17 protein-coding genes are annotated in these 20,231 nt (G+C 56.7%); 12 read left to right on the top strand and 5 right to left on the bottom strand.

Going from position 1 to position 20,231, the window contains the following annotated elements:
• The first annotated feature begins 81 nt into the window (after positions 1-81).
• The 4 genes from VV869_RS00435 to VV869_RS00420 all read left to right on the top strand — a co-directional run bounded on the left by VV869_RS00435 (position 82) and on the right by VV869_RS00420 (position 7,109).
• The gene (locus VV869_RS00435) at positions 82-1,590 is read left to right on the top strand and encodes a fumarate hydratase (protein ID WP_337733055.1); all 1,509 of its coding nucleotides are present in this window, start codon (positions 82-84) and stop codon (positions 1,588-1,590) included.
• Between the two features lie 267 nt (positions 1,591-1,857).
• Positions 1,858-2,883, top strand: coding sequence for an efflux RND transporter periplasmic adaptor subunit (locus VV869_RS00430; protein ID WP_337733054.1), 1,026 nt, complete (start codon positions 1,858-1,860; stop codon positions 2,881-2,883).
• Positions 2,884-2,992: 109 nt separating this feature from the next.
• On the top strand, positions 2,993-4,039 hold the full coding sequence (locus tag VV869_RS00425; RefSeq protein ID WP_337733451.1) for an efflux RND transporter periplasmic adaptor subunit: 1,047 nt from the start codon (positions 2,993-2,995) through the stop codon (positions 4,037-4,039).
• Between the two features lies 1 nt (position 4,040).
• Entirely contained in the window at positions 4,041-7,109 is a 3,069-nt protein-coding gene (locus VV869_RS00420) for an efflux RND transporter permease subunit (protein WP_337733053.1), read from the top strand.
• Positions 7,110-7,239: 130 nt separating this feature from the next.
• Here VV869_RS00420 and pyrC read toward each other — a convergent pair whose 3' ends face one another.
• Complete coding sequence (pyrC, locus tag VV869_RS00415) at positions 7,240-8,271, bottom strand: dihydroorotase (RefSeq protein WP_337733052.1); 1,032 nt, start codon at positions 8,269-8,271, stop codon at positions 7,240-7,242.
• A gap of 218 nt (positions 8,272-8,489) precedes the next feature.
• Positions 8,490-10,493 carry a methyl-accepting chemotaxis protein gene (locus tag VV869_RS00410; RefSeq protein ID WP_337733051.1) on the bottom strand — a complete coding sequence of 668 codons (2,004 nt, stop codon included), beginning with the start codon at positions 10,491-10,493 and terminating at the stop codon, positions 8,490-8,492.
• Positions 10,494-10,858: 365 nt separating this feature from the next.
• On the opposite strand from VV869_RS00410, the gene hinT reads away from it, so the two are divergent.
• The 8 genes from hinT to VV869_RS00370 all read left to right on the top strand — a co-directional run bounded on the left by hinT (position 10,859) and on the right by VV869_RS00370 (position 18,001).
• Complete coding sequence (gene hinT / locus VV869_RS00405) at positions 10,859-11,209, top strand: purine nucleoside phosphoramidase (protein ID WP_337733050.1); 351 nt, start codon at positions 10,859-10,861, stop codon at positions 11,207-11,209.
• Between the two features lie 157 nt (positions 11,210-11,366).
• Positions 11,367-12,764, top strand: a complete 1,398-nt coding sequence (locus VV869_RS00400) for a COG3014 family protein (protein ID WP_337733049.1) — start codon at positions 11,367-11,369, stop codon at positions 12,762-12,764.
• Positions 12,765-12,766: 2 nt separating this feature from the next.
• A complete protein-coding gene (locus tag VV869_RS00395) occupies positions 12,767-13,153 on the top strand; it encodes a YcfL family protein (RefSeq protein WP_337733048.1) in 387 nt (128 codons plus the stop codon).
• A gap of 56 nt (positions 13,154-13,209) precedes the next feature.
• The gene (gene lpoB, locus VV869_RS00390; RefSeq protein ID WP_337733046.1) at positions 13,210-13,803 is read left to right on the top strand and encodes a penicillin-binding protein activator LpoB; all 594 of its coding nucleotides are present in this window, start codon (positions 13,210-13,212) and stop codon (positions 13,801-13,803) included.
• A 39-nt stretch (positions 13,804-13,842) separates the two neighbouring features.
• Positions 13,843-14,766: a phosphotransferase gene (locus VV869_RS00385; RefSeq protein ID WP_337733045.1), complete on the top strand. Its 924-nt coding sequence runs from the start codon at positions 13,843-13,845 to the stop codon at positions 14,764-14,766.
• A gap of 201 nt (positions 14,767-14,967) precedes the next feature.
• Positions 14,968-15,813: a DUF6279 family lipoprotein gene (locus VV869_RS00380; RefSeq protein ID WP_337733044.1), complete on the top strand. Its 846-nt coding sequence runs from the start codon at positions 14,968-14,970 to the stop codon at positions 15,811-15,813.
• A 99-nt stretch (positions 15,814-15,912) separates the two neighbouring features.
• Positions 15,913-16,458 carry an alpha/beta hydrolase YcfP gene (gene ycfP, locus VV869_RS00375; RefSeq protein ID WP_337733043.1) on the top strand — a complete coding sequence of 182 codons (546 nt, stop codon included), beginning with the start codon at positions 15,913-15,915 and terminating at the stop codon, positions 16,456-16,458.
• Between the two features lie 253 nt (positions 16,459-16,711).
• A complete protein-coding gene (locus VV869_RS00370; RefSeq protein ID WP_337733042.1) occupies positions 16,712-18,001 on the top strand; it encodes an NAD(P)/FAD-dependent oxidoreductase in 1,290 nt (429 codons plus the stop codon).
• A 79-nt stretch (positions 18,002-18,080) separates the two neighbouring features.
• Here VV869_RS00370 and VV869_RS00365 read toward each other — a convergent pair whose 3' ends face one another.
• From VV869_RS00365 to VV869_RS00355, 3 genes are all read right to left on the bottom strand, one after another.
• Positions 18,081-18,554 (bottom strand): FKBP-type peptidyl-prolyl cis-trans isomerase, encoded by a 474-nt coding sequence (locus VV869_RS00365; protein WP_337733041.1) that lies wholly within the window; start codon positions 18,552-18,554, stop codon positions 18,081-18,083.
• Positions 18,555-18,648: 94 nt separating this feature from the next.
• Positions 18,649-19,257: a GNAT family N-acetyltransferase gene (locus VV869_RS00360; protein ID WP_337733040.1), complete on the bottom strand. Its 609-nt coding sequence runs from the start codon at positions 19,255-19,257 to the stop codon at positions 18,649-18,651.
• A 115-nt stretch (positions 19,258-19,372) separates the two neighbouring features.
• Positions 19,373-20,230: a peptidoglycan binding protein CsiV gene (locus VV869_RS00355; RefSeq protein ID WP_337733039.1), complete on the bottom strand. Its 858-nt coding sequence runs from the start codon at positions 20,228-20,230 to the stop codon at positions 19,373-19,375.
• Between the last annotated feature and the right edge of the window lies 1 nt (position 20,231).

Raw genomic sequence — 20,231 nt, 5'->3', positions numbered from 1 at the left:
AGCGATCCGGAGCGCAACGACGTCCCACACTGGAAGCATCGACCGGGCGCCGCACTATGATAACAATCAACGAGGGCAATTATGACCGTCATCCGTAAGCAAGATGTGATCGACAGCGTGGCTGATGCGCTGCAATACATCTCTTATTACCACCCGCTGGATTTTGTACAGGCGCTGGAAAAAGCCTACAACAAGGAGCAGAGCCAGGCCGCGAAAGATGCCATTGCGCAGATCCTGATCAACTCCCGGATGTCTGCGGAAGGTCATCGCCCGATCTGTCAGGATACCGGGATTGTGACCTGCTTTGTCAAAATCGGCATGAATGTTCAGTGGGACAGCGATCTGACCGTGCAGGAAATGGTGGATGAAGGGGTACGTCTGGCATACACCAATCCGGACAACCCGCTACGGGCGTCAGTGGTTGCTGATCCGGCCGGCAGCCGTAAAAACACCCGTGATAATGCCCCGGCCGTGGTTCACATTGATATGGTGCCGGGCAACAAAGTTGAGATCCAGATTGCAGCTAAGGGCGGCGGTTCGGAAAACAAAACCAAGATGGTGATGCTGAACCCGTCGGACGATATTGCTGAGTGGGTTGAAAAAACCGTGCCGCTGATGGGCGCTGGCTGGTGTCCACCGGGCATGCTGGGGATCGGGATTGGCGGTACGGCAGAAAAAGCCGCGGTACTGGCAAAAGAATCCCTGATGGAGTCGGTTGATATTCACGAGCTGATCGAGCGCGGCCCGCAGAACGCCGAAGAAACGTTGCGTCTGGACATTTTCAACCGCGTCAACAAGCTGGGCATTGGTGCCCAGGGCCTGGGTGGCCTGACGACCGTCGTGGATGTGAAAATCAAAACGGCGCCGACCCATGCGGCGTCCAAACCAGTGTGCATGATCCCGAACTGTGCCGCGACCCGTCACGTTCACTTTACCCTTGATGGCTCCGGTCCGGCAGAGCTGACGCCGCCGAAACTGGAAGACTGGCCGGAAGTGACCTGGGAAGTGGGTGAGAGCGTTCGCCGCGTTAACCTGGACAACGTGACCAAAGCTGACGTTCAGGAGTGGAAATCCGGCGAGACCTTGCTGCTGTCCGGCAAGATCCTGACTGGCCGGGATGCGGCGCACAAACGCATTGCCGATATGCTGGCCAAAGGCGAAGACTTCCCGGTCGACTTCAATAACCGCTTTATTTACTACGTCGGTCCGGTGGATGCCGTGGGTGACGAAGTGGTAGGTCCGGCAGGCCCGACAACGTCAACCCGGATGGACAAGTTCACCGACATGATGCTGAGCCAAGCCGGTTTGACCGGGATGATTGGGAAAGCAGAGCGTGGTCCGGCGGCGATTGAGTCCATCAAGGAGCACAAAGCCGTGTACCTGATGGCGGTCGGCGGTGCGGCGTACCTGGTGGCTAAAGCGATCAAGAAGGCACGCGTGGTGGCCTTTGAAGATCTGGGCATGGAAGCGATCTACGAATTCGAGGTCGAAGATATGCCGGTGACGGTTGCCGTGGATGCCGAAGGCACCAATGCGCACCAGACTGGTCCGGACACCTGGAAAGTCAAAATTGCCGAAATGGATGCCTAATTCTCAGGCGAACTTTCAAAAAAGGAGCGCTGCGGCGCTCTTTTTTTTTTATGGCTCGTTTGTACCTCGTTTTATGGCCCATTTTATGGCCCGTTGTATGACTCGGCCCCGGATTCTCGCCGCTGAACGCCTTGTCTCATCCTTGGGCGATCCCACGCTTTTCCCTTCGCTTTTCGTCAGTTGCCGCCAGAGCACGGCTGGTTATCGACTAAACTATTAATCTCGATAGCCTCATCCGTCTCTGGCATGCCCTGATAAAGGAGCGTTATGAAATGGTTCGTTGCTGCACTTGGCAGCGTCTGGCTGCTTGGTTGCCAGGAGCCGGTCACAATCCCGGAGCCCGCTTCCAGACCGGTCAAACTTCAGGCGGTTTCGGTCGGTGACAATGACACCTACCGGACTTTTCCGGCCCGCATTGAAGCCGGGGATAAAGCGGTCCTGACGTTCCGGGTGTCCGGCCAGCTGGAGAAGGTCGCGGTCCGGCCGGGGACGGTGGTCCGGCGGGGGCAGGAACTGGCCAAGCTGAAAACCGATGAGCTGGAGCAGTTGCTTGAACAAGCCCGGGCCAATCACGAGCTGGCGTCCGTCCAATTCAAGCGCGATCAACAGCTGCGCCGCACCCGGGTGATTTCTGAACTGGCGTACGATGAATCCAAAGCCGCGCTCAGCCAGGCTACCGCAGCGCTGGAGCAAGCCCGGGCAAATTTGGGCTATGCCACCTTGCTGGCGCCTTATGACGGCAATTTATCGCTCTCGATGGTGGAGAACTATGAATACGTGGCCGCCAAAGCACCGGTGATGCACATCCAGAGCGCCGGGCTCATCAATGTGACCTTTCAGTTGCCGGATCATCTGCTGGCCCGTTATCAGGGTGATTTCGACGCCAACCCCCGGGTGACCTTCGACACCTTGCCGGGCCAGACTTTCCCGGCCCAGTTCAAGGAAATCGATACCGAAGCAGACTCGAAAACCTCCAGTTATAAAGTCACCTTGTCGATGGAAAAACCGGCGGGGCATAACCTGCTGCCGGGGATGGCCGGCCAGGTACAGATTTCCCTGCCCGTTGGCAGCAGCGGCGCTCTGCCGTCGCGAGCCATCATGCATGAGGGCAAGCTCAGTTATGTCTGGCGGGTCGATGCCAGCGGGGTGGTCAGCAAGGTCCAGGTCACGCTGGATGCGCAGCGGCGGGTGATCAGCGGCCTGAACGATGGCGATTTGATTGTCACCTCCGGGGTTGAGCAGTTGCAGGAAGGCCAGGTGGTCCGGGCCTGGGTGAAAGAGCGGGGGCTATAGCATGGCGTGCAGGCATCGACCATTTGAGAAACGGCAGGCTGAGGTTCGCGGGGACGGCGGCCGGTCAGAATACCGGCAGGCATGGCTGCTTGGGCTGGGCCTGTTGTCGATGAGCTTGTTGAACGGATGCGGGCAGCAGGCTGTAGAAGCACGGGTGGTGGTGGCGCCGGTGAAGGTGCAATCGGTACAACTGGCGCAGAGCTCGCCCCAACTGAGTTTTCCGGCGGTGGCCGCGGCGGCGGATAAATCCCGCTTGTCGTTCCGCATTCCCGGGGAAGTGACGCGCATCCATATTAAGCCCGGCGAAAAAGTGAAGGCAGGCCAGTTGCTGGCTCAGCTCGATACGACCGATTACCGGCTGGCCGTCGATGATGCCCAGGCCAAATATGATGTTGCTGACAGCCAGTATCGGCGCTCGGCCACACTGGTCAAACGCGGTTTTCTGTCGCAATCCCAGTTTGATGAGCTCAAGGCCCAGCGCCGGATTGCCCTGGCGCACCTGAATCTCAACAAATTACGCCTGACCTTTACCGAGCTGAGAGCGCCGTTCGACGGAGTGATTTCCCGGATCCCGGTCGAGCAGTTTGAAAATGTGCAGGCCGGACAGGGGATCATGAATATCCACCGGATGGATTGGGTCGACATCATTATCCAGGCGCCGGATATGATTTATTCGCAAAGTACTGCGGTGGAAGTGCAGCAATCCAAACCGGGTGCCCAGGTGATTTTAAGTGACGGAACCGCGTATGAAGCCCGGCTCAAAGAGTTCACCACCGAGCCGGACCCGGAGCTGGGCTCTTTTCTGGTGACCTTGACCATGCCGATGCCGCCGCAGCAGTTCATTCTGGACGGGATGCCGGTGGAAGTGCGCGCCGATGCCCAGAAGCTCAAAATCTACCAGCAGAATGAGGTAGTGATCCCGATCGAAGCGGTTTTTAACCAGGATGGCGATCCGCTCAGTCCTGAGAATAAGTTTGTCTGGGTGGTCGGGGATGAGAACCGGGTGGCGAAGCGCCGGGTGGTGTTCGACAAGGTCATCCCGCAAGGGGCGCGATTACGCGCCGGGGTGGAAGCGGGCGAGCAGATTGTGGTCGCCGGGGGAAACCATCTGCAGGACGGACAGCAGGTGAGTATTGTCGACAGCGAGGCAGAATAAAATGAAACAAGACATTGCCGCCTATTTTATCCAAAACAAAGTGATCAGCTGGATGTTAACGCTGATCTTCCTCATTGGCGGGACTTTGTCTTTTTTCGGACTCGGGCGGCTGGAAGACCCGGCGTTTACCATCAAAGATGCCATGGTGGTGACCGCGTATCCGGGGGCAACCCCGCTTCAGGTCGAAGAGGAAGTCACCTACCCGATCGAGAAGGCGATCCAGCAGCTGGCCTATGTGGACGAAATTAATTCGATTTCAAGCCGCGGGTTGTCCCAAATTACGGTGACCATGAAAAACAATTACGGCCCGAATGATTTGCCGCAAATCTGGGATGAGCTGCGCCGTAAGGTCAACGACTTGAAACCCAGCCTGTCTCCCGGCGTCCATGAACCGCAGGTGATCGATGATTTCGGGGATGTGTTCGGGGTGCTGCTGGCGATCACCGGGGATGGCTACAGTTACAAAGAGCTGAGCGACTATGTCGATTACCTGCGCCGGGAGCTGGAGCTGGTCAATGGAGTGGCCAAGGTGTCCGTCACCGGGACCCAGCAAGAGCAGGTGTTTATCGAAATCTCCATGCAGCGGCTGAGCAGCCTCGGGATCTCCCCGCAAACCATTTACAGCACCCTGCAGACTCAGAACCTGGTGACCAGCGCCGGGGCCGTTCGGATTGGCGATGAGTATATCCGGGTGCACCCGACCGGGGAGTTCCAGGATGTGGATGAGCTGGGGGATCTGATCATTACCGAATCCGGTGCCGAGGGCTTGATTTACTTGCGGGATGTGGCGGATATCCGGCGGGGATTCAAGGAAATCCCGTCCAACCTGGTGAGCTATAACGGCAAGCAGGCTCTGCATGTCGGGGTGGCGTTTGCCGCCGGGGTTAACGTGGTGGAAGTGGGGCAGCGGGTGCAAATTCGCCTCGCCGAGCTCAAGGAGCAGCAACCGATCGGGATCAATATCGGTGCCGTTTATAGCCAGCCGACCGAAGTCGACAAGTCCGTCAGCGGCTTTGTGATCAGTCTGGGTCAGGCGGTCGCAATCGTGATCATCGTCTTGCTGTTTTTCATGGGTCTGCGCTCCGGCTTGCTCATTGGCCTGATCTTGTTGCTGACGGTGCTGGGCACCTTTGTGTTTATGAAGTGGATGGCGATCGACTTGCAGCGGATCTCGCTGGGGGCGCTGGTCATTGCGCTCGGGATGCTGGTGGATAATGCCATTGTGGTGGTCGAAGGGATCTTGATCGGCATGCAGAAAGGGCGCACCCGGATGGAAGCCGCCTCGGATATCGTGACCCAGACCAAATGGCCGCTGCTGGGGGCCACGGTGATTGCGGTGATGGCGTTTGCGCCGATTGGGCTGTCGCAGGACTCCACCGGTGAGTATTGCCGGACCTTGTTCACTGTACTGTTGGTGTCGCTGATGTTGAGCTGGTTCACGGCCATCTCCCTGACGCCGTTCTTTGGCGATCTGTTCTTTCGCCAGCAGAAAAGCGGGAGCAGCAGTGAAGACGTGGATCCCTACAAAGGCAAACTGTTTGTGGTGTACCGGGCATTTCTCGAATGGTGTATGCGCCGGGCCTGGCTGACGGTGATTGTGCTGGTGGCCATGCTGGGGGTGAGCCTGTATGGTTTTGGTTTGCTCAAACAGTCCTTTTTTCCTGCATCGATCACCCCGATGTTTATGGTCGATATCTGGCTGCCGGAAGGGACGGATATCCGGGCGACCGATGCCAAGCTGGCTGAGCTGGAAACGGAACTTCGCGAGAGTGAGGCGGTGGCTTATGTCAGTGCCAGTGCCGGGAAGGGCTCGCAGCGGTTTATGCTGACCTATGCGCCGGAGAAAAGTTACGCCGCGTATGGGGAGCTGATTATCCGGGTGAACCGTTATGAAGACGTGGTGCCGGTGATGCGTCAGTTCAGTCAGCGACTGGATGCCCGATATCCGGAGCTGGAGTATAAGCTCAAGCAAATCATGCTGGGGCCGTCCTCCGGGGCTAAAATCGAGGCCCGGCTGGTCGGGCCGGATCCGACCGTGCTGCGCGGGCTGGCCAAGCAGGTCGATGCGATCATGCAGGCCGATCCGGGGGCATTCTATATCCGTCATGACTGGCGGGAGCGGACCAAGGTGCTGGAGCCGGTATTCAACGAAAGCCAGGCACGGCGCTACGGGATCACCAAACAGGATGTCGATGATCTGCTGCAAATGTCATTTTCCGGCTTAGCGGTCGGGATCTACCGGGAAGGGACCAACCTGATGCCGATTGTTGCCCGGTTACCGGACAATGAACGGGTCGATGTGACGTCCATCGAAGGGATGAAGATCTGGAGTCCGGCGGTCGGCGGCTATGTGCCGTTGCAGCAGGTGATCGCCGGCGTCAATGTGCGCTGGGAAGATCCGCTGATCGCGCGCAAGAACCGCAAACGGATGCTGACCATCATGGCAGACCCGGATCCGCTGGGCGAGGAAACCGCAGCGACGGTCCAGGCGCGGATCCAGCCTGCGATTGAAGCGCTGGACTTTCCGCCGGGCTACGCGCTGGAGTGGGGCGGGGAATATGAATCCTCAGCCGATGCCCAGGCATCGTTGTTCCAGACCATGCCGATGGGCTATCTGTTTATGTTCCTGATCACCATCTTCCTGTTCAATAAAGTGAAGGAAGCGCTGATTGTCTGGGCGACCGTGCCGCTGGCGGTGATCGGGGTGACTACCGGCCTGCTGTTGCTCAATACGCCGTTTGGGTTTATGGCGCTGCTCGGCTTTCTCAGCTTATCGGGCATGCTGGTGAAAAACGGCATCGTGTTGTTGGATCAGATCGAAATCGAAATCAGCAGCGGCAAGGAAAAATATGCGGCCATCGTGGATGCATCGGTGAGCCGGGTCCGTCCGGTCTGTATGGCCGCCATTACCACCATTCTCGGGATGATCCCGCTGCTGCCTGATGTGTTCTTCAAGCCGATGGCGGTCACCATTATGTTTGGCTTGGGGTTTGCTACGGTGCTGACCCTGATCGTGGTGCCGGTCCTCTACCGCCTGTTCCATCGGGTGGCGCTGCCGCAAAGTCGTTGAAGTGGGGGGTGCGATGAGGCGACCTGAGGCGGCGCGCTTAAAAAGCCGGGGCCGAACTGAGTTCGGCCCCGGAATTGATTGCTGTGTCTCAATTGTATTGCCCGAGCCGTGCTGGGCTCGGTCAGTGAGGTTAGCCAGCCACTTTCCATTGGATGCTTTCACCGGCGCGGATTGGCACTACGACATCATCGCCGAAGGCCATGGTTTCCGGCACCGCCCAGCTTTCTTTACGCAGGGTAATGGTGTCGGTATTGCGTGGCAGACCGTAGAAATCCGGGCCGTTAAAGCTGGCGAAGGCTTCCAGGTGCTTCAGTGCCCCGGCTTGCTCGAAGACTTCAGCATACAGCTCAATCGCCGCGTGCGCGGTGTAAGAGCCGGCGCAGCCACAGGCTGATTCTTTACGACCGCGGGCGTGCGGAGCGGAATCGGTCCCGAGGAAGAATTTCGGGCTGCCGCTGGTGGCCGCTTCGATCAGAGCCTGCTGGTGAATGTTGCGCTTGAGGATCGGCAGGCAGTAGAAGTGCGGGCGGATCCCACCGGCCAGCATGTGGTTGCGGTTGAACATCAGGTGGTGAGCGGTAATCGTCGCCGCGACGTTCGGACCTGCCTGACGGACGAATTCGACCGCTTCTTTGGTGGTGATGTGTTCGACCACAATCTTCAGGTTCGGCATCTTGTCGACAATCGGTGCCAGCACGCTGTCGAGGAAGGTCTTTTCGCGGTCAAAGATATCGACCTCATGGGTCGTCACTTCGCCGTGGATCAGCAAGGGCATGCCAATCTCAGCCATGGCTTCCAGCGTCGGGAGCAGTTTGTCGATGTCGGTGACGCCGGAATCGGAGTTGGTGGTTGCGCCGGCCGGATAGAGTTTGGCTGCGTAGATATGGCCGGTGGCTTTGGCTTTGCGGACTTCGTCGGGAGAGGTGTTATCAGTGAGGTACAGGGTCATCAGCGGGGAGAAATTGCCTTGGGGCTTTTCGGCAAGAATGCGATCACGGTAGGCCAGGGCGGCTTCGGTATCGGTCACCGGCAGGATCAGATTCGGCATAATAATAGCGCGTCCCATATACCGGCTGATGTCACGAACGGTATCTTGCAACACCTCGCCATCTCGTAAATGCGTGTGCCAATCGTCTGGACGGGTAATTGTCATGGTCGTCATTATTGCTTCCCTCGCAAAAAATTTGCCCGATTCTAAAGGCAACATCGGGGTATGTAAAGGCGATTATCGCTGGGGTTGTCTCATGCGTGTTGTGATGACGTAATCGTTTGCAGCCGTGATGTGCGTCGCGGTTTGTTGCCCGAAGTGACAAGCGTTAATCAGGTGTGTCGTAAAAGCTGCCCCGGTGCATATCGTCCGGGGCATGGGAGCCGAGGGGGCTAGAGCTTGAAGCGGGTGACCAGTTGCTGTTGCTGGTGAGCCAGGGCATCGAGCTTGCTGCTCGCCGTTGCGACCTCTACCATGGCGTCGTAGTTCACATCAGCGATATGGCTGATCTCTTCCAGATTGCGGGCAATGGCGGTGGTGGTGGTGCGCTGCTCCTCCGCGGCCTCGGCGATTTGGGTACTCATCCGGCTGATCTCCAGAATGGTGGCCTGGATCTCTTCCATCGCGCTGTTGGCCTCAGACGCCTGGCCGATACTGTTCCCCATTTCACTAACACAGCTCTGCATCACGGAGACGGCCTGGCCGGAGCGTGATTGCAGGCTTTGGATCATGGTCTCGATCTCGGCCGTTGAGTCGGTGGTCCGTTTGGCCAGGACCCGGACCTCGTCGGCGACGACCGCAAAGCCGCGTCCCTGATCCCCGGCGCGTGCCGCTTCAATCGCGGCGTTCAGGGCCAGCAGGTTGGTTTGGTCAGCGATATTGCGGATCACATCGAGGATGGAGCCGATGTTGCTGCTCATTTCCTGTAGCTTGGTGACGGCAGACACCGACTCGTCCAACCGCTCGGAAAGCTGATGGGCGGTATTGATATTGCGGCTCATCACTTCGCGCCCGGTATTGGCGGCATGTTCGACGTCATGCACCCGCTCCATGGTGCGCTGGGCGCCTTGCGACACATCGGTGACCGAATGTTCCATCTCGGTCATGGCTGCAGAGACGGAAGCGGTCTGCTGGCGTTGCTCATCGAGTCGGTGGCGGGCTTCGGTGGTGGTGCCCTGGTTTTGCTCGGCGACGACGGCCAGATCAGCCGAGGCCTGACTGAGTTTGCCCAAGATCTCCTGCAGGTTGTCGGCCAGGGTATTGATATGGCGGCTCAGCCGGTTGAATTCGACAAACCGGGTGGGGTCGCTGCGCTGGGTCATGTCACCGTTGGTTAGCGCTTCCAGCGTGCGCAGGGTCGATTCCAGCGGGCGGCGGACACTCTGGGCCAGATACCAACCAATAAAGAGGGCAAAAAAGGTGACGCCCACACCGATGCCGATGGCATTGCGAAGTCCCCGATCAAAGGTTTCATCCGCCTGGGCAATGGCACGGTTCATCTCGTTGTTCGCTTCGGTACGGAAGCTGTCGAGCAGTAGGGTTGCCCGATCAATCTCCGCCGCCAGCGTGGCAATATTCTCGTACAAGCGGTTGCGTGCCTCGATGTAGCGATAGTGGACATCCAGCACACCACCTGGCTTGCCGATATCCAGGGTGTACTGGTTAATCGGCTCGTCAAACTTGTCTTTCAGCTCCGGCAGCATGGAAGAGAGCGAACGGTAGGCATTACCGAGGTGGGTCACGTAGCGTTTATTGTCTTTCACCGCTTTTTCAATCACCGTGATGTCATCGGTTGCCAGTGCGTCGGAGGTGATCGTCTCGGTCTGACGCAGTTTAATGAAGTAGTTCTTGGCGATCATCTTGACCGAAATACTGTTCTGATCGGCGACAAACTCCTTCATCTTCCCACTCAGCTCATCGTGGAGCTGCTGAAAGCGGCGGGCCGATTGCAACCGGGCCGCCTCGGCATCGAGCTGGCTGCGATAGTTCGCCATGGCCGTGTGGGCCTCGGAGAAGTAGCGCTCTTCCAGGGCGATCAGGGCGTCGACCTGGCTGCTCAGGGCAATGTTGTCCTGGGCCGCTTCAACCAACTGCGCCAGGGCGGCATTGAAGGCCTGGTGCGCTTGGGTAAAGTTTGTTTCGGTCGCTGCCATCCGCTGCGGATTTTGGCTGGTGAGAAAATCTTTAAATATTTTATCTGCCGCCAGCAGGCGGACACTGGTTTGGTTGGCGGTGGAAACCAGCGGTAGGGCTTCGGTGGTCACCGTGGCAAGCTGGTGGTGAATCCGGTTGGTGCCGTCAAGCATCAAAGCAATCGTCGCGGCAAACAGCACGACCATGACTGCAAACCCGGAGTACATACGTCGTATGATAGAGGTTTGATTTCTTGTCTTCATAATATCCCTAACATTGCAAACATGGGCGACAGCAACGCCACATCAAATACAGTAATACGAAGCTGTAATTATGTTATTGACCTTCGTATAAACTGTGATGTCGAAATTTCAACCAGCAAAAAAAGTTCGCAAAATTGGACAAAATCGACCCACAAGTCACATAGACATCTCGTCTCGGGGAAGTGTGACGGACCCTAGATCCTAATCTAACTGAGTGACTACATACTTTGACGGCTGCATCAAAAAATAACCCGGTTGCTGCGGAACAGGCTGGAAATTCTGTTTAAAACGGTGTTCAATATTGCTCTCTGGCATGGACTCAAGCATACTCCTGTCGACATACTGACATGTAAATGGAGCATGAAATGGCAGAAGAAACCATCTTCAGCAAAATTATTCGTAAGGAAATTCCGGCAGATATTTTATACCAAGATGATCTGGTAACTGCGTTTCGGGACATTAACCCACGCGCGCCGAGCCATATCCTGATTATTCCGAACAAGCTGATCCCGACGGTGAATGATGTTGAAGCCGATGATGAGAGAATGCTGGGACGCCTGTTTACGGTCGCCCGTCAGCTGGCGGAGCAGGAAGGGGTGTCGGAAAACGGTTACCGCTTGATTATGAATTGTAATCCGCACGGCGGTCAGGAAGTGTACCATATTCATATGCACTTGCTGGGTGGCCGACCGCTGGGACCGATGCTGGTCGGCTAATCTTTTCATGACCTTGTCGGGCGCTTTGCCGTGTCTTGTTAGAGTCGGCAAGAGTGAAGCCCATGCGAGCAGTCTGAGTCGCGGGTGATTCATCTCGGGAGCGTGAATGACGTCCCGGTTTTGAGCTGCCGGCGACTCAGATTTTTTCAGAGCGCTGATGATTAAAAGAACCATACAACACGCGATAACTGTGGGAATCGCCCTGGCCCTGACGGCCTGTGCGAACTTATCGCCCCAGAATTTATTCAGCCATTATAGTGCAGCCAATACCGAGGCCCGTGCTGCCTTAGTGCAGGGGCAATACCAGAGCGCCCTGGCGAGTCTGCCGGATGTGCCGGCCGGTGAGATCCTCGATGGGATGGAGCGGGGCCGGATTGCGTATCTCGCCGGGCAGTACCCGAACAGTTTTGCCGCGCTGAACCAGGCGGATGAAGCGGTGAAGGCGCAGCAACGTGCCGCGCAGATCCAAGTGTCAGAGGGGCTGAACCAGGCCGGTTCGTTGCTGACCAACGATAACCTGATCACCTATCAACCGGCCGATTATGAGCTGGGCTTTTTGCACCTGTATCTGGCGCTGAACTATATCCAGCAGCGGGATTTGTCCGGTGCGCTGGTGGAAGTGCGGCGGGCCAATCAGGTCCAGGAGGCGGCGCGCAAGGAGCGCGAGGCGAGCCTCAATCAAGCGGCGCAGGCCGTCAGCCGTGAAGGGCTGAACAATAACCTGGGGGCCGTGCTGGCACGTTATCCCGATGCCGGTGAGCAGCTGGCCGCCGTTCAGAACGGGTATTTGTTTTTCCTGTCCGGATTGCTGTACGAAGCCGACGGCGATCTGAACAGTGCCTATATCGACTATAAAAGAGCCTTGGCCGTGGCGCCGGGGAATATGTATGTCGCCAATACCGTGCTGCGGGTGGCAAGCCGATTGCAGATGCGCGCAGATTTGACGCAGCTCGAAGCCAGATACGGTCATTATACACCGCCGGGCGCAAACGCCGGTCGGGTGGTGATTTTAGATGAGCAAGGTGTCGTTCAGGCTCGGGAAGGCTGGCGCTTGCCGTTATGGCTGGCCGACAGACACGGCAACAGCGTGATTTATAACCTGGCGTTGCCGTATTATCCCAAAGCAAGCGGTCCGACGTTGGGTCCCTTGTTACTCAACCAGCAGTCTGTGATCGGCAGTAAACTGGCGGATGTGAACCAGATGGCCCACCAGAGCCTGAATGAGCACTTGCCGGTGTTGGTGGCCCGCCAGGCGTTGCGGGTGGTGGCCAAAAATGAATTCAGAAAAGCGGCGGCCAGCAATGGCAATGATGTCGGTAACCTGCTGGCGAATATTTTTAATACGCTGACCGAGCAGCCGGATACCCGCAGCTGGCAATCACTGCCTGCGGTGGTGGATTTGTATCAGGCTGATATGCCCGCGGGCACTTATCCGTTGCGTCGGAACGGGGAGTCGCTCGATGTGAAGGTCGTTCCCGGCCGAACCACCCTGGTTTGGGTTTCCCGGCAGGGACCGCAAACGCGGTGGTGGTCGGTATTGCTTGGAGAGAGTTAACCATGAAATATGTGTCTGTGTTGTTGTTCGCCCTGGCGCTGGTCGGCTGCACGTCGGCAACTTCAGGGATCAGTATTGAAAGCAGTAACCAAAATGTTGTGATTGGCAATGTATCGCTGGCGCGGCAGGTTGAGATTGAAAAAGCCCTGATTGGCAATGCCAACGGATTGATGAAGGCGGCGGTGCCGGTCACGAGCAAGGCCCATTCTGACCTCCACCTGCAGTACCGGTTCTACTGGTATGATGCCCAGGGGCTGGAAGTGAGTGGTAGTGACAGCCCGTGGCGGCAGTTCGTGCTTCACGGCCAGGACACCGTGACCCTGCAGGGGATCGCCCGGAAGCCGGAAGCGAAACAGTATCGTATTTATATCCGCGAAGCGGATTATTGATGTTGCCGGCGGATGCCTGGCACGCATGACAGAACAGAGAAAAAGGTAAACAGAGCATGAAAAAAAGCGTGATTGCATTATTGGGGGTGGCGGCACTGATGGGCGGCTGTGCGCAAAAAGTCAGTTACGGTGATGCGCAGGAAGCGGAAACCACCACCATCGAATTCGGCTCAACGGATTTGCAGAAAATTGCCGAAGAGATGACCGACAGCATGCTGGGTTCCGGCTCGGTGGCTTACATCACCGGGAGCGGCAAGCGCCCGATCATTATGGTCGACAGCATCAAGAACAAGACCAGCGAGCATATTGATACCGAATCGATCACCGACTCGGTCAGTACCCGCCTGTTGAACTCCGGCAAGTTCCGCTTTGTTGATATGGCGCGGGTCGAAGATGTGCGTAAACAACTGAACTTCCAGAATAACGATGAGCTGGTGAACCAGAGCACCGCGATTCAGTTCGGCAAGATGGTCGGTGCGGAATACATGCTGTACGGCAACCTGGCCAGCATCGTGAAGCAAGCCGGTAGCGATAAAGACGTGTACTACAAAATGACCATGCGCCTGATGGATCTGGAAACCGGCCTGATTGAATGGGCGGATGAAACGGAAATCCGCAAGCAGGAAGCCAAGCGCCTGTTGGGCTGGTAAGGCCCGGTTGTGAACATGGTGGTGCGCGCAGAGGATACGATGACATTTGACCCTGAAGTGCTGGGTGCGCTGCCGGACTACACGCTGCTGTCGGCCCGGCCGCTGAGTGGTGGCCTGAGCAACCGCTGCTGGCAATTGACGCTGCGCCATCGCCAGACCCGGATGCAAGTCGAAGCCGTCTGGCGACCGGAGAGTGGTTCGAGCCGGGTGTTCGGGTTATCCCGCATCCATGAGCATCGCCTGTTGACGCAGCTGGCGTCGACCGGACTGGCACCGGCCAGCTTAGGCTTGTTGGACCGGAAAGCGGGCGCTCAGGAAGCGCCGTCGGAGAACGTTTGGGCGCCCGCCGAAAAGCCATCTGGCTTGCTGGTGGCCTGGGTACCCGGTCGGGAGGCAGATACCCAGTTCTCTGACCGCGCACTGATGTCGCTGCTCGGCCGGATTCATCGCCAGCCGGCGCCGGACTGGCGACTGGATGTCCGGGCCAAAGCCGAGCATTACTGGCAGCATATCCACCCGCAGGAGAAATCTCCGGCGCTGCAACAACTGTATCAACGCTTTCAGGCGACGGCTCCGCAGGCCTGGTTTGCCGATACCTGCTGCCATCACGACCTGGGCCGGTATAACATCATTATTCAGCCCGACGGCAGCGAGCGGGTGATTGACTGGGAATACGCCGGTGCCGGGGATCCGTCGTTGGATCTGGCGCTGACGCTCAATGCCAATGGGATCGGCGATGATCTGCAACGGACCCGGGCGATCCACGATTACTGCCGTGCCCGAGGCGAGCGGGATGTCGCCCGTTGGCTGCAAGCGGTTTCGGCCTGGCAGCCCTGGTGCGATTATCTGGCGCTGCTGTGGTTTTATGTTGGTGCCAACTTGTGGCAAACCCCGTCATACCGCACAACCGCTGTGCAACTGCTGACGCAGCTGAGTGCGCAAGCTTCTCCGCACATTCCGTAATATTCGTCAAATCCGCAAAACCGAACGACGCAAAATCCATTAGAGCCAAGGCCCGGCTCGTATCTCACCCGCACCGTCGAACTGTACCCTCCTGAGGGGAGCGGGATGCGTGAAAAAGCTGCCGGATCTTCAAAACTGATTGAACGCGACACGACATTCAGTCGTATAGTGTTGGTGACAGCATTTGACTGTGGAGGAGCCATGCCCCGGAAACTGGCACATGATGGTGTGATTGTGGTCGTAATAATCCTGTTATGCGGCTGCGTGATTCGGCTTGGCTACAACACGCTCAATTTTTGGATTCCTTACTATCTGTCGGACTATGTCACCCTGACCAGCAGCCAGAAGCAGGTGTTCAGTACGGCACTCAGCGAAGCGCTGGCAGTCCACCGTCGCCAGGAGCTGCCGAAAATTCATCACCAGTTGATGGCATTACAAACTTCTCTGGCCCAGCCGATGCGTTATGCTGAGGTGCGCCATTATCATAACGTCTTTACCGGCCTGGGGCAGGACACTGCGGCACTACTGGCCGAGCCTTTGGCTGCGGTGGCGAAAACCTTCTCACCGCAGCAGGCTGGCGAGATGAGCCGTCAGCTCGAAACCAAACTCAATGCGATCCTGACTGAACGTGAATCCCTGAGTGCGGTGGATAAACAGCAAGAACGGGCCCTCCGGCTGGCTGACCGGGCCGAAGACTGGATCGGCCGCCTGACCCCGGAACAGCGGCAGTTGCTGGATGAACTGGCAGGTTACCAGATCGAAATGGAGCCGGTGTTTGTGCTTGTCTGGCAGGATTTTATCCGCCATTGGTCCCAGCTATTGGCCACGCGCCAGCAACCGGATCTGGCGGGCAGAATGCGCACGGCGCTGAGGGATCTGGTGGCTTTTCATTATCCGCCGAAACAAGCAGAGTTGGACTTTTACCTCAACCGTCGCTTTGAGTTGCTCAGCCGTTTGCACCACACGATGACTGAGCAACAGCTGCGTCATCTGAATGAGAAGTTAACAAGTATTCGCAAGGATGTAGCGGTTTTGATCAATGAATAGTGGGAAATTGACCGTGTTTGTTAACAAAATCCACTTTTTCACCGGACAAAACGTGGTAGATTGATGGGCGTGTAGAAGAGGGAATACAGAGAGGGCGGTATGATTATCTATTTGCACGGCTTTGATGCGACCAGTCCGGGCAATCATGAAAAGGTATTGCAACTGCAATTTATTGATCCGGATGTGCGTTTTGTCAATTACAGTACCCTGCACCCCAAACACGATATGCAGCATCTGCTGCGTGAAGTCCACAAGTTGAAAGAAGAGTCCGGTGATCCTGAGCCGCTGATTTGCGGGGTCGGGTTGGGGGGATACTGGTCAGAACGGATCGGTTTTCTGTGTGGCGTGAAGCAGGTGATTTTTAACCCGAATCTGAACCCGGCGCAGACCATGGAGGGGAAAATTGACCGACCTGAAGAATATGCCGACATCGCGACAAAATGTGTTACAGATTTTCGGAAAAAAAATGCCGGGAACTGTCTCTGTATACTTTCAACCAATGATGAAGTATTAGATAATCGCTCAACAGAACAGGTGCTGGGCGCATATTACGATATTATCTGGGATGAAACGCAATCCCATAAATTTAAAAAGATTTCCCAACACTTACAAACAATAAAAGCGTTTAAGTCAGCACCACAATAACGAAGCAAAATGGCGATCTCCTACCCCTGGGCCTGTTGATGTTTCCCGAACACACTTGATCTTCGAAACGTCAACACGGCCAACAGACGGTGCCAGTCCGTCTGCACCAATACCAAATTGAACAGTGAACTTTGATGGGCCCGATAATCAGAGCACTGCTCAGTTTGGTATTTCTCCATCAGCTGCCATGGCCTTACGGTCACGGCGGGCTGCATGGTAGATCAAAATTCATACAAAATAAGAGGAAGTTATTGTGACTCGAATTATCGTAGTGGGCGGCGGTGCGGGCGGCCTGGAGCTGGCCACCAAGCTGGGCCGAACGTTGGGGCGCAAGCGCCGCGCCCAGGTTACCCTGGTCGATCGAAAAGCCAGCCATTTGTGGAAACCTTTGCTGCACGAAGTGGCGACCGGCTCCATGGATGCCGGGGTCGACGCGCTGAGTTACCGTGCCCATGCCAAGAACCATGCTTTCGATTTCCAGATGGGGGCCCTGCAAGCGATTGATCGTGATCGGAAAACCATTCAACTAGCCGCGCTTTACGATGAGCATAACGAACTATTGTTGCCGGAACGTGAACTGGAGTACGACATCCTGGTGCTGGCAATTGGCTCGACGTCGAACGATTTCCGGACCCCGGGCGTACGGGAGCATTGCATTTTCCTCGACAGCCCGGAGCAGGCACACCGTTTCCGGACCGAAATGAACAACCAGTTCCTCAAGCTCCATGCCAATAAAGAGCAGAAAACCGTCGATATCGCGATTGTCGGTGCCGGGGCGACCGGTGTGGAACTGTCTGCTGAGCTGCACAACGCGGTGAAAGAGTTACGAAACTATGGGTTCGGTGATCTGGACAGCTCCCGTTTGAACGTGAATCTGGTGGAAGCCGGTGAGCGCATTCTGCCGGCGCTACCGCCACGGATTTCGTCAGCGGCTCACAGCGAGCTGACCAAGCTGGGCGTGAACGTTCGCACCGCGACCATGGTGACCAAAGCGGATCAGACCGGCCTGACTACCAAAGACGGCGAGCATATTCCGGCACAAATTATGGTGTGGGCAGCCGGGATCAAGGCGCCGGATTTCATGAAGGATATTGCCGGGCTGGAAACCAATCGCATTAACCAGCTGGTGGTGAAGCCGACGCTGCAAACGACCCGCGACGATGATATTTATGTGATTGGTGACTTGGCCTGTTGTACGCAGGAAGACGGCAGCCTGGTTCCGCCGCGTGCACAAGCCGCCCACCAGATGGCCAGCCGCTGCTTCTCGAATATTGTGGCCAAGCTGACCGATCGTCAGCAAAAGCCGTTTGTCTATAGCGATCACGGCTCGTTGGTCTCGCTGAGCCGCTTCTCGACGGTCGGGAGCCTGATGGGGAACCTGACCAAAGGGTCGATGATGGTGGAAGGGCGGATTGCCCGGGTGGTGTATATCTCCCTGTACCGCATGCACCAGATCGCGCTGCATGGCCTGTTCAAAACCGGTCTGATGATGCTGGTTGGCCGGATTAACCGGGTGCTGCGCCCGAACCTGAAGTTGCACTAAGCGAACACAGGGTTGACTATTCGAAGATAAAAAACGCCGCTTTGAAAGCGGCGTTTTTTATGGGCGGGCAGCACTGGCCTTAATTGATTTTGAACAGCTCAACATCAAAAATCAGCACCGAACCCGGCGGGATTTTCCCGACGCCGCGGTTGCCGTAGGCCAACTCAGCCGGAATGAAGAAGCGGGTCTTTTCCCCTTCTACCATCAGCTGCAACCCTTCGGTCCAGCCTTTAATCACTTGTCCCAAGCCGAACTGAATGGTCTTGCCGCGCTCGACTGAGCTGTCAAAGACGGTGCCGTCAGTCAGGGTGCCGTGATAGTGAACGGTCACTTTATCCGAGGCTTTGGGGTGAACGGTGCCGGTCCCTTCCTGCAGGACCAGATATTGCAGGCCGGAGGCGGTGGTCTGGACGCCGTCTTGTTGCTGGTTCTGCGCCAGAAACGCTTTGCCGGCTTCAATATGCTCTGCTGCGGCTTGCTTGTTGCCGTGCGAGCGCTGAATCATGAAGATAACGAGTGCCACAATGGCGATGGTGATCAGTATTTTTAGCACGGGAAATCCCTGTTCGTTGACTGAATGACCTCATAGTACCTTACCCCTTGAATTCATTCCAATTGCGAACCGTTTGAAATTGTTACCGCGTCGATTATGGCCGCTTGGGGTGAATATCTTCCGGGATGAGGGAAAACACGATACCGTCACAAGGAGTACTGTGCTCGTATATCCGGTTTCTGGCCGTACACTCAAACTTGGCCTGGCAGGCCAGCGCGGTATGCTGGCTGGCCAGGTTGTCGGTATGGGTGACAATTTCCAGTCGGGTGAGTCCGAGCGTGTTGAAGGCAAACCGAATCACGGCCTGGCAGGCTTCGGTGGCATACCCTTGCTGCTGGGCTGACGCACGGATCCAGTAGCCCAGCTCGGCCGTATTGAGCGCCGGGGAGAGGTGATTGAGTGAGACGCTGCCAATCAGCTGATCGTCACGGCGCTCAAACAGCGCCAGCTCATAGCAGAGATCCTGCCGCCAGTTTTGACGGCTGGCTTGAATCCAGGCATGGGCGTCGTGCTGGTCATAGGTGCTGTGACACCAGCCAATCCAGGGGCTGAGTTTGGTTACCGAACTTTGCACGGCATCGACCAGCGCACACAGATCGGCAGATTTATACGGGCGACAGCGCAGGCGGGCCGTGGCAAGTTCGAAGTCCAGTTTCATCGAGAGTGATATCAGGTCCGGGCGGTTGCGTTGGACTTCAAGCATAGGCAGAAATCGCAGCAACAGCAATGTGATAGACCGTTGTGCCGAAGGCAGAACGGCAGGAAAAGAAAAAGGCTGCCGGTTCGGCAGCCTTCGGATCGTGACCCTATTCGCAGGATTATTCTACCCGACGGATCTGGACGACCATGCCCATCAACGGGTGGTCAAAGTAGTGGGTCTCGCCGCTGCGCATTTTACGTTGCTGCTCGAAACGGTAGCTCTTCAGGAACTCTTCTACTTCGACTTTTTTCTCAACCTTTTGCAAATGGCCGACCTGAACATTGCTCTCTTCATTGAGCAGTTCGGTTTCCAGATCCAGCGGCTCGGTGCCGACAATAATCTCGCGGCGGCTCGGCTCGCGCAGATCCAGGTTGGCTTCGGTGAACAGGTAATGCTGAACATAGACCCGGATCTGACCTTCCAGTTCATACAACGGGGTTTGCGGCTCGGCAGCGAACGGCGTGTCCACGCTGTCGGCAACCGGATCTGTTGTCAGCGGCAGGGCGGCATTGGTTTCGACTGCATCGGTTTCGGCTGCCGGCAGCGTTTGCGGCTCGTTGACCTGACGTCGTTTCAGTTCGGCTTTGGACGTGCCGTCCGGCAGGTACTGATCGGAGAAGTCCCGTCCGGCGGTGAAATAGAATTTCGGTGCCGCAGCCTTGCTCAGATCGCCCTGACGCCAGCCAAAGTGGGCCAGTGGCTGGAAACCGGCATGGCTTTTCAGTTTGTCATACTGTGTTGTCAGTTGATACTGATTGGCCGGCATCACGGTGATTCCTTTGGCTGCCAGCTGCTGGCTGTCGGCAAAGGAAATGGTGCCCTTGAGATTGAGCGGCGGTGGTTGATCCGGCCAAGCTTCACCGGTCTGGGCCGGTTCAATATTGCGCTTGAACAGAATCACTTCGATATCAAATTGTCGTGCTGCCAGGCTCGGCCAACTGATGGCGAGCAGCAGCAAATAAATCAGTTTTTTCAAG

The organism is Photobacterium sp. MCCC 1A19761 (assembly GCF_037389125.1).
Classification (GTDB): Bacteria; Pseudomonadota; Gammaproteobacteria; order Enterobacterales; family Vibrionaceae; genus Photobacterium.
This window is presented reverse-complemented; position numbering and strand designations above follow the sequence as displayed.

What these genes read in the sequence shown, in the direction of transcription:
- VV869_RS00395 (WP_337733048.1), top strand. Translation starts at nt 12,767, where the DNA reads ATGAAATATGTGTCTGTGTTGTTGTTCGCCCTGGCGCTGGTCGGCTGC.
- VV869_RS00420 (WP_337733053.1), top strand. Translation starts at nt 4,041, where the DNA reads ATGAAACAAGACATTGCCGCCTATTTTATCCAAAACAAAGTGATCAGC.
- VV869_RS00430 (WP_337733054.1), top strand. Translation starts at nt 1,858, where the DNA reads ATGAAATGGTTCGTTGCTGCACTTGGCAGCGTCTGGCTGCTTGGTTGC.
- VV869_RS00360 (WP_337733040.1), bottom strand. Translation starts at nt 19,257, where the DNA reads ATGCTTGAAGTCCAACGCAACCGCCCGGACCTGATATCACTCTCGATG.
- VV869_RS00400 (WP_337733049.1), top strand. Translation starts at nt 11,367, where the DNA reads ATGATTAAAAGAACCATACAACACGCGATAACTGTGGGAATCGCCCTG.
- VV869_RS00380 (WP_337733044.1), top strand. Translation starts at nt 14,968, where the DNA reads ATGCCCCGGAAACTGGCACATGATGGTGTGATTGTGGTCGTAATAATC.
- hinT (WP_337733050.1), top strand. Translation starts at nt 10,859, where the DNA reads ATGGCAGAAGAAACCATCTTCAGCAAAATTATTCGTAAGGAAATTCCG.
- VV869_RS00385 (WP_337733045.1), top strand. Translation starts at nt 13,843, where the DNA reads ATGACATTTGACCCTGAAGTGCTGGGTGCGCTGCCGGACTACACGCTG.
- VV869_RS00425 (WP_337733451.1), top strand. Translation starts at nt 2,993, where the DNA reads ATGAGCTTGTTGAACGGATGCGGGCAGCAGGCTGTAGAAGCACGGGTG.
- lpoB (WP_337733046.1), top strand. Translation starts at nt 13,210, where the DNA reads ATGAAAAAAAGCGTGATTGCATTATTGGGGGTGGCGGCACTGATGGGC.
- pyrC (WP_337733052.1), bottom strand. Translation starts at nt 8,271, where the DNA reads ATGACGACCATGACAATTACCCGTCCAGACGATTGGCACACGCATTTA.
- VV869_RS00410 (WP_337733051.1), bottom strand. Translation starts at nt 10,493, where the DNA reads ATGAAGACAAGAAATCAAACCTCTATCATACGACGTATGTACTCCGGG.
- VV869_RS00435 (WP_337733055.1), top strand. Translation starts at nt 82, where the DNA reads ATGACCGTCATCCGTAAGCAAGATGTGATCGACAGCGTGGCTGATGCG.
- ycfP (WP_337733043.1), top strand. Translation starts at nt 15,913, where the DNA reads ATGATTATCTATTTGCACGGCTTTGATGCGACCAGTCCGGGCAATCAT.